We start from the raw sequence: 12,504 nt of genomic DNA, 5'->3' as shown, positions 1-12,504 counted from the left end.
TTTTATTATGGTTGCTGTCAGTTTTAACATTTGGTGTGATGCACACGTTTTCAATGACTTATGAGGACGGAAGGCGTGACAGATGTGACAGCAAATTCAAAATGCGTCATAGCGATAGATACGAAAAGAGGATATGTCAACGGGTGACATATCTTCTTTGTTATGTTCGTGTTAGTAGTTTACTAACCTATTACATCGGATTAATCAGCAAACTTTGCCTTGATGAACTCACGATTCAAACGAGCGATATTAGCAATCTTCTCGTTCTTAGGACATACTGCCTCACAAGCACGTGTGTTGGTACAGTTACCGAAACCAACCTCATCCATCTTAGCTACCATAGCCTTTGCACGCTTAGCAGCCTCAGGCTTACCCTGTGGCAAGAGAGCCAACTGACTAACCTTAGATGATACGAAGAGCATTGCTGAACCATTCTTACAAGCTGCAACACAAGCACCACAACCGATACATGTTGCGCAGTCCATTGCCTCGTCAGCATTGTCCTTAGAGATAAGAATAGCGTTTGCATCCTGTGCCTGACCAGTACGGATAGATGTGTAACCACCTGCCTGAATAATCTTATCGAAGGCTGTACGGTCTACCATACAGTCCTTGATAACTGGGAAACCAGCTGAACGCCATGGCTCAACAGTGATAACATCACCATCGTTGAAACGACGCATATAAAGCTGACAGGTTGTTGCACCACGCTCAGTCTTACCATGTGGAGTACCATTAATATATAGTGAACACATACCGCAAATACCCTCGCGGCAATCGTGATCGAAGACGAATGGTTCATCACCAGCCTCTATCAACTCCTCGTTAAGGATGTCAAGCATCTCAAGGAATGAGGTGTCGTCTGGGATGTTCTTCATCTCATGTGTATCGAAATGACCCTGATCCTGTGGACCGTTCTGCTTCCAATACTTAATAGTGAATGATATATTCTTTGCCATTTTAGTTCTTGTAATTACGTGTTTGTACCTTGATTGCCTCATACTCAAGAGGTTCCTTGATAAGCTCTGGAGTCTTGGTGTCATCACCCTGATACTCCCAGCAGCCAACATAGAAGAAGTTCTCGTCGTCACGCTTAGCCTCACCTTCCTCAGTCTGGTGCTCCTCACGGAAGTGACCACCACAGCTTTCCTCACGATGCAACGCATCATAAGCAACGAGCTCACCCATAAGGATAAAGTCACGAAGGTGAATTGCCTTATCAAGCTCAACGTTCAAGCCTTCCTTCTTACCAGGGATAAAGAGATTAGAGTTGAACTCCTCGCGAAGAGCCTTCAACTGCTTGAGACCTTCCTCGAGTCCTTCTTTGGTACGACCCATACCTACATACTCCCACATAATATGACCCAACTCCTTGTGGATAGAGTCAACAGAACGCTTACCATGGATATTCATCAAGCGATCAATCTCTGCATTGACGGCCTTCTCAGCCTCTTCAAACTCAGGGCGATCAGTTGGAACCTTTGCCCAGAGTGCCTGATCAGCAAGATAGTTCTGAATAGTATATGGCAATACAAAGTAACCATCAGCAAGACCCTGCATCAAAGCAGAAGCACCAAGACGGTTAGCTCCGTGGTCAGAGAAGTTACACTCACCAATAGAGAATAGACCAGGAACGGTTGTCATCAGCTCGTAGTCAACCCAGATACCACCCATTGTGTAGTGGATAGCAGGGAAAATCATCATTGGATTGTAGTACTTCACGCCGTTAATCTCATTTGCCAACTCACCTGGGTTGACGTCTGTAATCTCCTCATACATATCGAAGAGGTTACCATAACGCTGAAGAATTGTATCAATACCGAGGCGGTTGATAGACTCGGAGAAGTCCAAGAACACAGCCAAACCAGTGTTGTTTACACCGAAGCCCTTATCGCAACGCTCCTTAGCAGCACGTGAAGCAACGTCACGTGGTACGAGGTTACCGAATGCAGGGTAGCGACGCTCCAAGTAGTAGTCGCGGTCTTCTTCTGGAATATCAGAGCCCTTCTTTGTACCAGCCTGCAATGCCTTAGCATCTTCGAGCTTCTTAGGAACCCAGATACGACCATCGTTACGCAGAGATTCTGACATCAATGTCAACTTAGACTGCTTGTCGCCATGTACAGGAATACAGGTTGGGTGAATCTGAACGTAAGATGGGTTAGCCATGTAAGCACCCTTACGATAGCACTGAACAGCGGCTGTACAGTTACAACCCATAGCGTTGGTTGAAAGGAAGTAAGTGTTACCATAGCCACCAGTAGCTATAACAACTGCGTTTGCAGAGAAGCGCTCCAACTTACCAGTTACAAGGTTCTTCGCAATGATACCACGTGCGTGACCGTCAACGATAACGACGTCTTCCATCTCATAACGTGTATAGAGCTTTACCTTACCAGCCTGAATCTGTGCGCTTAATGATGAGTATGCACCAAGCAACAACTGCTGACCTGTCTGTCCCTTAGCATAGAAGGTACGACTTACTTGAGCACCACCAAAGGAACGATTAGCCAACATACCGCCATACTCACGGGCGAATGGCACGCCCTGAGCAACGCACTGATCGATGATGTCGTTAGACACTTCTGCCAAACGATAAACGTTCGCTTCACGAGCACGATAGTCACCACCTTTCACTGTATCATAGAACAAACGGTAAACAGAGTCACCATCGTTCTGATAGTTCTTAGCAGCATTGATACCACCTTGTGCAGCGATTGAGTGTGCACGGCGAGGTGAGTCTTGGATGCAGAAGTTCAATACGTTGAAGCCCATCTCACCGAGAGAAGCAGCTGCACTGGCACCAGCCAAACCGGTACCAACAACGATAACATCCAGTTTCAGTTTATTCTTTGGGTTAACCAAACGCTGATGTGCCTTGTAGTTGGTCCATTTCTCAGCTACTGGTCCTTCTGGTATTTTGGAATCTAATATCTTTGTCATGATTGTTTTGAATTTAGTTTTCAATTTAGATACTTAACTATGCAAGGCTAGGAGCACATCCGAAAGCGAATGCGAGTACTACAATAAGGAAGCACAACATCAATAATGTCACATAGACAAGACCGATGGTCTTCCAGCGATTGAACCATACTTTACCATTGACACCTACTGTTTGCATAGCACTCCAGAAGCCGTGTGAGAGGTGGAACCACAATGCACAGATCCAGATAACATACAGAACTACGTACACAGGATTGGCAAATGTGTCCTGAATGAACGCAAAGCCATCAGCTGGGTGATGTGCTACTGTCATGCCAACAAGCTCTGCAAACATCATGTTATACCAGAAGTTGAACAAGTGAAGAGCGATACCAAGCAAGATGATGATACCCAATACGAGCATGTTCTGGCTTGCCCACTCCACCTTTGCAGGCTTTTCTGTGACTGCATAACGGTTGTCGCCACGTGCACGACGGTTCTGTGCTGTAAGGATGAAGGCGTAGACAATGTGACAAACAGCCAATGCGCCAAGACCAACTGTTGCAACAACTGCATACCAGTTAGCACCCAATAGCTCACAAATCATATTGTAGGCACTACCAGAGAAGAGCGCTACAAGATTCATACAGCAGTGGAACGTCATGAATAGAATAAGGGCTATACCCGTCACGGACATAATCACCTTTCTACCAATAGATGAATTGATTAACCACATAAATGTTTTGATTTTAAATATTTAAACTGTTAGAATTATTACTTCTAATGGTTATCAGGAGGCAAGATAATTATTAACTCCCACCTAAAAGACTTCGTTCTCTCAGAGAGATACCAAAAAGTTGGTATGCAACGAGGGCTATTTTGCTGCAAAAGTACTATATTTTAATGATTTAACAAAGCTATTTCATCAAAATGTATAGTATTTAGACTTAAAATAAGGAAACACTATCTATCCTAACAAATGAGGATAGAATAAAAGTTATAAAAAGCCTTTTTCAATCCTATCTTTTCCCTATTTAAAATCCTATTTATCATCCCTTATTTTCAAGAAGAAGTTCTTTCTGTTTCATCATGGTTATGTTCTATCAGATAGCCAAGCCTTAGGTCTATCTCAATCATAGTTTCTTACTATCGGAAAAGAGGCTTCTAAGAACGAGAAAATAGATTAAAAAGTCCAGAAAAATGAATTAAAGTAGAACTAAAAATAGTCTATTTTCCTGAGTAGATAAGTCTCTTTTCAAAGATAGACAAGTGTTTCCTCCGTTATTCATAGGTGTATTCTGTGTTTTTATCTCTGTTTTCTTATGTGTGAATCAGCTATTCTTCTTTTATATAATTCATCGCTTCGAAGTTATACAATTCATCGCATCAAAGTAGGGACAGACGCCCTCGTCTGTCCGCCAGTTACCCCTACATGATAGCCCGTTAGGCAATATCCCTCTTTTCAGAGGGGCTTGGAGAGGTTTCTGTCAGTTGTGTTTGGGCGGACAGACGAGGGCGTCTGTCCCTACTTGTAAAATCTCATTCCCTATCTATATCAATGGTTATTGACTAAAAGGAAGTAATGGAAAGGAGAGTAAACAGTGCCACTTTAAACAGAACCAATAACTTGCAAACTTGTCAACCAGCCACTTCGTAAACTTGATCTAATAACTTGTTAACTTGTCAACCAGTCAACTCGTCAACTTGATCTAATAACTCGTAAACTTGTCAACCAGCCACTTCGTCAACTTGATCTCATCATAATTTTGAATAAAAGAGCCATGTTACTAACCATTCTGTTCTTATGTTACTTTGTCTTATCTGTGCATTACTAAAACAAGAAGTTTCTATGCTCTCTGTCTTAATTGAACCGTTACTCTGTCCTAAAACTACATGAAAATAGGGACACACAAGCTGTGCATCCCTATGAATCTATACTTTGTTATGGTGTTTATATCGGCTTATCGTCTTGCCATGAAGTAGCTTGTACCAGCCTGTGCCTGCTGAAGTTCATACAAACCAGTGGCATCTGGCGTTACATCAACCGTCAAACCGTTGTTGAGGAAAGCCTTAACAGAACCATTACCATTAAACTGGATCACCTTCTGCTCTTTGCCTTCTGCATTCATATACCATGTGTTCTCTTGCTTATTATATGTGAAGTAGTAAACCTGACCATCGGGTTTTGTGATCTGATAACCATTCTCTAAGTACTTAACAGCATAGATGAGACCATCGTCACCTTTGATGTTTCGGGTCTTACCAACACGATTGGCAACAGGGTTGTCACCCGTCCAGAACTCAATAGAGTTAAGTACTAACGTGTCTGCCATACCGCAGAATGCGTATGCAGGAGATATTACTAAGAAGATAATCTCATTGATGAACTTAGACTTAGTGGCGTGTTTATTCCACTGCGCAAGCTTGTTGAACAAGGCAAATGAACCTACACAAGAACTCATGAGGGTTGCTGCTACGAGCAAGCTAACCACTGTTTTAATACTTTTTGTCGTCATACTTTTTGTTTTAAAGTGAATAATAATAATGTTGTTAATTAATTTGTTGTTTCTTATTAGTCGTTTTCAATGATCGTACACAGCTTTGCCACTTCCGCTTCAAAGTCTGTTTTGTTGATAGCTTTGGCTTTAAGTGCAGAGCGATAGTTGTATATTGTCTGTGGAGAATAGAACAGTAAGTCGGCTATCTCGGCACTTTCTTTCACGCCAAGGCGTATGAGTGCCATGATACGTTGGTCTGTTGTTAACTCGTTGGAATGGGTGTTTTTTATCTGATAGTTCGCTTTTAAGAGTGCATTTAACTCTTTCGTGAAACTTGGATAGAGGTCTAAAAAAGCCTTATCAAAGCGTGAGAGGAATGTAGAAGCATCTTCTTCGGAGAGCCGTTCGGATGAGAGTTGACTCAAGAGTTCGCTTGTTTGGTTGGCTTTTATCTTCCTTTTCACCAGCGTTTGTTGCCGTTTTAAACGTGAGATATACTTTGCGCAGAGGTCGATATACAGCTTTGCCAGTCCTTCCCGTTTACGGTTTGTGTCCATTAATAGGGCATTTAGCTTGTGTAACTGGGTGTTCAAGTCTTTCTGTCGAGTGTTAAGTTCCGACAAGCTATCATTGTTCTTTTGTAGTTCTCGTTGTTGCAAACGTAGTCGTTTGGTCTGTTTTACAATGTAAATGATGGCTACGAGGAGGAAAAGAAGGAGCAGTGATACAGCTATGATAGCGATCATTTGTACCCGATTACGTGCATTCAAGGTCTGTTGATAGCTGTTGACAATAACTGGCAACTTGTTTGATATCTCAATAATGCGCAGTCGGTTGTTATAGAACCGCGCATCTTCCAACGACTTCTGAATATACTCCTGCGCTCGATCAATTCGGCTTTTATCGTGCTCAAAGATGTACATAGCGAGCGTTTGTAAGGCGTAATTCTCCATCGTGCAGTTCTCTGCATCAGCGATACTGGACAATAGGAGATACTTTTCTTGCTGATCCGTTCGCCCTTCATTGGCGTAGTTACCAGACAAGGCAAAGCATGCCATGGCAAAAAAACGTGAGTGGGAGGGAAGCTGATGGATTGCTTTTAGGTAATGCAAGCGTGCTTTCTTCGGGTCATTCAGTACGAAAACGCAATACTCGCCGTAGTAGTATTCGTAAGTTTTGGCGGTTTCATCGCAATAATCCATTGCTTTAATCAATGCTTGCTTAGCCTTTTCACGATGGATGGGAGCGTATTTCTGGTCATTACAAAAGTCTGCCCAATAAGTGTGAATACGGAAGATAGAGAAGTAAAAGTCGAACTTCTGCGTATTATCCAATGCCGTTGTATCCACTAAACTCATGGTTTCTATAGCCTCACCATATAGTCCGCCGATAGAAAGAAGCTCCGCTTTATGAATGAGATTATTGTTATAATAATAGGTGTTTGCCGTTTTTTCTGCCAAGGTGATGCCCTTATCAAGGTAAATCATAGCTGAATCAAATTGGAAAACATAGTATTCTTGATAAAGCAAGTCGTATGTTTGCAATCGTTTTAAAGCCCTTTCTTCTGTAAATAATCCCCTTTTTATTTGGTTAATAGTCTCATTCTTTCTTTTAATATGAGCTGTTTGCTGGCTCAAGAGAAGGTCTAACTTCTCTTGTAAATATTGTGTTTCATTGTCAGCAAAGAGGCCTGTTGGCAATGCTAATAAGGATATGTATAAAAGTAATCTACGCATCTTTTAATCCTTTCTGACTGCAAAGATAATACATTATGATCAATTAAAAGGTATCTACCTGATATAATTATTATACTTATGTAAGGACTTGATTGATAGCATCCTAAGCGATTCTACTTGTCAGATTCGTCTACTTGTTGACTACTCAAAGAACCTTTTATCCACTTTTTTAGTTATCTTTGCAAATAGAGATAATTAAAAATTGAAATCCAACTTATACTTTTAACAAAACAATGAAGAAGACCAGTATTGCCCTTATAGGGCTTTTGATGGGAATGGCAAGTTATGCTTCAGCGCAGACGGTGACCTCGCCTAATGGGAAGATAGCTGTTAAGTTCTCACTTACAGGTAATGGTGTGCCAACCTATGAGATGACTTACAAAGGTAAGGAAGTCGTTAAATCCTCTCATCTCGGTATAGAATTAGCAAAAGACAAGCACGCTAGTAAGGGACTAAATGAGACTAATTTGATGGATGGCTTTCAAACAACTAACACCAAGAAAACTACCTTTGACGAAACATGGAAGCCTGTTTGGGGTGAGACATCAACGATTCGTAACTATTATAACGAGCTTGAGGTAGACCTCAATCAACCCAGTAGTAAGCGCAACATCATCATTCGTTTCCGCGTTTATGACGATGGAATGGGCTTGCGTTATGAGTTCCCACAACAGAAAGAGTTAAATTACTTCGTTATAAAAGAGGAACACACGCAGTTCGCAATGGCTGGTGATCACACTGCATGGTGGCTTCCTGGCGACTATGACACACAGGAGCAAGAGACGCAGGAAAGCAAGCTCTCTGAGATACGCTCACGTTTCCATGATGCTGTGAATTGGACGAACTCTTCTGTAGGAGTATTCTCTGAAACGGGCGTTCAGACCTCTTTACAGATGAAGTCAAACGATGGTCTCTACATTAATATACATGAGGCTGCATGTGAGAACTACGCTACGATGCACCTTAACTTGGATGATAAGAACATGGTGTTTGAGTCTTGGTTGACTCCAGATGCTACTGGTTTAAAAGGTTTCATGCAGACACCTTGCACAACACCTTGGCGTACGGTCATGGTGAGCGATGATGCACGTGATATGTTAGCAAGCAATTTGATTCTCAATCTCAATGAACCATGTAAGATTGAAGATACCTCTTGGATTCATCCAACTAAGTACTGCGGTGTATGGTGGGAAATGATTGCTGGTGGTAAGTCATGGGCTTATACTGATGATTTCAACTCTATTCAACTTGGTAAGACAGACTATGCTCATGCCAAACCAAACGGTCATCACCCTGCAAACACAGCCAACGTGAAGCGATACATAGACTTTGCTGCAGCGAACGGATTGGATCAAGTGTTGGTAGAAGGCTGGAATATCGGTTGGGAAGACTGGTTCGGGCACTGGAAACAAGATGTGTTTGACTTCGTAACTCCCTATCCTGACTTTGATATAAAGGCTCTTAACGAGTACGCCCATTCGAAGGGTGTGAAGCTGATGATGCACCATGAGACCTCTTCAAGTGCTCTTAACTATGAGAGACACTTAGAGGATGCGCTCAACCTGATGAATAAGTACGGTTATGATGCAGTAAAGACTGGATATGTCGGAGACATCATTCCACGTGGTGACCATCACTATTCTCAATCAATGAACAACCACTACATGCATGTAATTAAGGAGGCGGCGAAGCACCATATAATGGTGAATGCACATGAGGCAACGCGTCCTACAGGTCTTTGCCGTACTTATCCGAACATGGTGGGCAATGAGTCTGCACGCGGAACAGAGTACGAAGCATTCGGAGGAAGCGACCCTAACCACACTGTGATATTGCCTTTCACACGCTTACAGGGCGGTCCTATGGATTACACTCCTGGTATCTTAGAGACTCAACTGTCTACTTGGTGCAGCAACAAGAGCTGGGTTCACACCACACTCGTTGGTCAGCTCGCTCTTTACCTAACCATGTATAGTCCATTGCAGATGGCTGCCGACCTTCCAGAGAACTATCAGAAGTACAACGATGCATTCCAGTTTATTAAGGATGTAGCCGTTGACTGGGACGATAGTCGTTATCTAGAGGCAGAACCAGCACGCTATATTACAGTTGCAAGAAAGGCTAAAGGCACCAATAACTGGTTCGTTGGAGGTAAGACGGGACTTGCTGCTCACACGAGCAACATCAAGTTAGACTTCCTTGATAAGGGTCGCAAATATGAAGCAACCATCTATGCTGATGCTAAGGATGCCGATTATGAGAAGAATCCAAAGGCATATACTATCACGAAGCGTAGCGTTAAGAAGGGTGATGTTCTTAAGTTACAAGAGGCTCGTGGAGGTGGTTTCGCCATTAGTATTAAGGCTCTTTAAAGAGAATGAAACACATTACGTGTAAATAAGGTATTGGCGAGTCGCATGACTTATGCAGGTTTCCACGGGTTATTCTCGTGCCAGTCATAAGTGTTGCGACTCGCTATTTTATCTCTCTTGAATACCCTTTTTCCTTTGAACATACTAAAGACTCAGAGTGTACGTATATATATTGATGAATTCAGTTAATAGGTATTTTCCAACCTTTGCAAAGGATTTTAATGCTCTATTAAAGCCCAACGAACAGATCATACCGAGGCAATTAAGACGCCTGTCAACTAATCTTCGCATTTTCGCCTTCATCCGTCTTGGCGTAAAAGAGGTGAATTGATCTGCTCATTCCAGGCGTTGTTCCAAGACCACCATCTATACTTATCACTCGCGAGTACGCCTTAAATCTATCAGTCCTGATAAGTTTGATGATCAGGTGATGGAGCTCTGATCAGTTAAAGATAGCATTGAGAAATATTATAGCTGATAGTGAGAATAGACGATAAAGTAAGTTTTTATCGTTATATTCCTACTATCTATTGAAGTATTTCCACTACTTTTATTCGATGGAATGGGGCTTTAGTAGTTTTCTTTCCCCTGCTTTCCTGTGGTCTTGTTGATGCCTTGTTATTCAATAGGAAACGCCCCTTTATGATGAAGCTAATATCCGATATACTTTGTAGATAGGCTCTTTAAAACAGAAAAATAATCTATTTACCCAGTTATTTTAATCTATTTATAAATTATTTTTAATCTATTTTTTATTGAACAAAAGCCCATTTCGCAGTAGACGTATCGTCTCCGTACTATTAAAGAGGCACTCTCTTGGCATGTAGGACACATAGAATACACTCCTAAAAGACTTCCTTTACCTCTATAAAGTCATGGTAATCTCCACGAATCATGTTGCGTTGCTGGAGGTCGTCTAATAGGGCGATAAGACTATTCCAAAAGCCTTTCATATTGTATAGAACCACCTTTTTATGGTGATAACCGATAGTGTGTGAGGCCGTAATAGTAAATAGTTCGTCAAGAGTTCCTATTCCACCGGGTAGTACGTAGAACACATCTGCACGCTCCATCATAATAGCTTTGCGGTCTGTGAGGTCTTCGCAAGGGATCTCTACATCCACGTAATCACTCATTCTGCGCCCTTCCTCCATGATACGAGGGATGACGCCGATGGTTCGCCCACCTGCTTCATGAACGGACTTACCGATACATTCCATCAGACCAGAGTTCCCTCCGCCATACACTAAGGTGTGCCCATTCTCGCCAATCCATCTTCCCAGCTCCTCTGTCAATCGGAAGTAATCTGGATCGATGTTGTTATTTGCTGAACAAAATACTGCTATCTCCATCTTATTGCCTATGTTTTTGTTAGTCTGCAAAGATACTAAAAATAGATGAATTGAGTACTGACTATTGCTTTCTAATTCATTTCCTTGCTTCTATGAGAGTCTCCCCAAGCCTTTCCGAAAGGAGGAAATGTCTCCCACGAGGCGTGGATGTGACCTGAAATAACACCCACAAAGTAGGGACAGACGAGGGCGTCTGTCCCTACTTTGTGGCATTTCGTATAGCAAATAGAAGCATTCATTGGGATAGAGAGAACCATCCTAACTAATTTCCGTTAGGTACTCCTCCCCTTAGGGGAGGCTGGGTGGGGTTTCCAGACGAGGGCGTCTGTCCCTACTGTTCAGCATCATTTCAAGCAGAAGTAATCATAATTTTGAATTTTTGAATTATGAATTATGAATTAAGAGAGGGGCTTGTCGGGAAACAAAAAGGCTACATAAGCGATTGCGCAAATGGTTGCAAATCGGCTTACGTAGCCCATGTTTTAGTTTTTAAAAACCTTAAGTCTATAAGAATTACTTCTTTAGCTTCAAGTCATAATTCATGTCCTTGCTGTTAACAGCAGGCTCTTCAAAGTCAGAGTTAACCAATCGGAGGGTTGAATCATTTACTACGAGAAGGTTGGTAGTGTTGCCCTTGCCCAACTCAAACTGGTAGTAAGTATTCTTCTTACCCTTAACATCCTTCTCTACAACCTTATACTTACCTGTGTAGCTGTAAGTGGTGTCTACCTCGGTATCAGACTTCATATAAGCCTCTGAAACGCTGTAGCCATTGGTTGAATCTTTCGCTAATGCGACATGATACTTGATACCCGCAACGTCTGCAGCAGGTGTCATTCCTTCATAAACTGATGAGTCAGCTGCAGCAGAATCCTGCGTTGTTGAATCCTTACTCTCTGCGTTGGTTGTAGTCTTGCCATTGTTGCAAGCTACCATAGCTGCGCATGCAGCTACTAATAACATTACTTTTTTCATAACTTTCTATACATTAGTATGTGATTAATCTTTATACTCTTGGGCTGCAAAGATATTATATTTTCTTTGAAAGAAGCAAGTTTTTTAACCTTTATTTTATCTTTATAGCCATTGCACGCAATTGTTGGTTGCCTGTTTGATCGGTAACTCTAATGACGAAGTGATAATCTCCTGGGTCAATATCTGTTGGTATTTTGATATCTTGCTTAGCATCGAAAGTCTTGTTACCTACAGGAATTTTGAAGTCTTGTTGGTAGAGGAAAGGCTTTACAGGCTTCTTCTTTGGATCCATAGAACAGCCTTGAGCCTGTGTGCCATGCGTGTGATGGTCGAAGTTGTTGTGTATCTCTATGTTGTAATTACCTAATTCGTCATTATCAGTAAGGCGATAACGGAAAGGAATAATGCCTCCTCTTTGAAATACATCACAATCCATTGGAACGGCAGTAATGCCTTGATCAGTGATAGTTGGTAGTTGGTTGTCTTTTACAATGTCGTCGTTATTGGTGCAAGCTACTGTTCCCAATAGCATTACAGTGGTTGTTAAACCAAATAAAACCTTTCTCATAAGTCTCTTGTTCTATGTTTGTTCGTTGTTAATTAGTTGGTTCTTCGTAAAGATGTAAGGTATATGTGCCCGCCACCTGAT

Annotated in this window: 10 protein-coding genes; 2 read left to right on the top strand and 8 right to left on the bottom strand. The window is 41.9% G+C overall.

Features of this window, described 5'->3' with window-relative positions; genetic code table 11:
• Positions 1-200 precede the first annotated feature (200 nt).
• The 5 genes from J5A55_RS07870 to J5A55_RS07850 all read right to left on the bottom strand — a co-directional run bounded on the left by J5A55_RS07870 (position 201) and on the right by J5A55_RS07850 (position 7,156).
• Positions 201-959, bottom strand: a complete 759-nt coding sequence (locus J5A55_RS07870) for a succinate dehydrogenase/fumarate reductase iron-sulfur subunit (RefSeq protein ID WP_004382960.1) — start codon at positions 957-959, stop codon at positions 201-203.
• A gap of 1 nt (position 960) precedes the next feature.
• A complete protein-coding gene (locus J5A55_RS07865) occupies positions 961-2,943 on the bottom strand; it encodes a fumarate reductase/succinate dehydrogenase flavoprotein subunit (RefSeq protein ID WP_004382959.1) in 1,983 nt (660 codons plus the stop codon).
• Positions 2,944-2,980: 37 nt separating this feature from the next.
• Positions 2,981-3,658, bottom strand: a complete 678-nt coding sequence (locus J5A55_RS07860) for a succinate dehydrogenase/fumarate reductase cytochrome b subunit (RefSeq protein WP_004382958.1) — start codon at positions 3,656-3,658, stop codon at positions 2,981-2,983.
• A 1,225-nt stretch (positions 3,659-4,883) separates the two neighbouring features.
• On the bottom strand, positions 4,884-5,438 hold the full coding sequence (locus J5A55_RS07855; RefSeq protein ID WP_004382956.1) for a DUF3332 domain-containing protein: 555 nt from the start codon (positions 5,436-5,438) through the stop codon (positions 4,884-4,886).
• A 56-nt stretch (positions 5,439-5,494) separates the two neighbouring features.
• Positions 5,495-7,156, bottom strand: coding sequence for a DUF6377 domain-containing protein (locus tag J5A55_RS07850; protein WP_004382955.1), 1,662 nt, complete (start codon positions 7,154-7,156; stop codon positions 5,495-5,497).
• A 233-nt stretch (positions 7,157-7,389) separates the two neighbouring features.
• Here J5A55_RS07850 and J5A55_RS07845 point away from each other — a divergent pair, with 233 nt between their 5' ends.
• Together J5A55_RS07845 and J5A55_RS12350 are read left to right on the top strand one after the other, a co-directional pair.
• A complete protein-coding gene (locus tag J5A55_RS07845) occupies positions 7,390-9,528 on the top strand; it encodes a glycoside hydrolase family 97 protein (RefSeq protein ID WP_004382954.1) in 2,139 nt (712 codons plus the stop codon).
• Between the two features lie 175 nt (positions 9,529-9,703).
• Positions 9,704-9,859 (top strand): DUF6377 domain-containing protein, encoded by a 156-nt coding sequence (locus tag J5A55_RS12350; protein WP_234396066.1) that lies wholly within the window; start codon positions 9,704-9,706, stop codon positions 9,857-9,859.
• Between the two features lie 514 nt (positions 9,860-10,373).
• On the opposite strand, the gene J5A55_RS07840 is transcribed toward J5A55_RS12350, so the two are convergent.
• From J5A55_RS07840 to J5A55_RS07830, 3 genes are all read right to left on the bottom strand, one after another.
• Positions 10,374-10,880, bottom strand: coding sequence for an LOG family protein (locus tag J5A55_RS07840; protein ID WP_004382953.1), 507 nt, complete (start codon positions 10,878-10,880; stop codon positions 10,374-10,376).
• A 513-nt stretch (positions 10,881-11,393) separates the two neighbouring features.
• Complete coding sequence (locus J5A55_RS07835; RefSeq protein WP_004382951.1) at positions 11,394-11,855, bottom strand: copper resistance protein NlpE N-terminal domain-containing protein; 462 nt, start codon at positions 11,853-11,855, stop codon at positions 11,394-11,396.
• Between the two features lie 91 nt (positions 11,856-11,946).
• Entirely contained in the window at positions 11,947-12,423 is a 477-nt protein-coding gene (locus J5A55_RS07830) for a DUF4625 domain-containing protein (RefSeq protein WP_004382950.1), read from the bottom strand.
• Between the last annotated feature and the right edge of the window lie 81 nt (positions 12,424-12,504).

This window comes from Prevotella veroralis (assembly GCF_018127765.1).
In the GTDB taxonomy this organism is placed as follows: domain Bacteria; phylum Bacteroidota; class Bacteroidia; order Bacteroidales; family Bacteroidaceae; genus Prevotella; species Prevotella veroralis.
The sequence above is the reverse complement of the archived record's forward strand: the minus strand, read 5'-3'. Positions and strand labels throughout refer to the sequence as shown.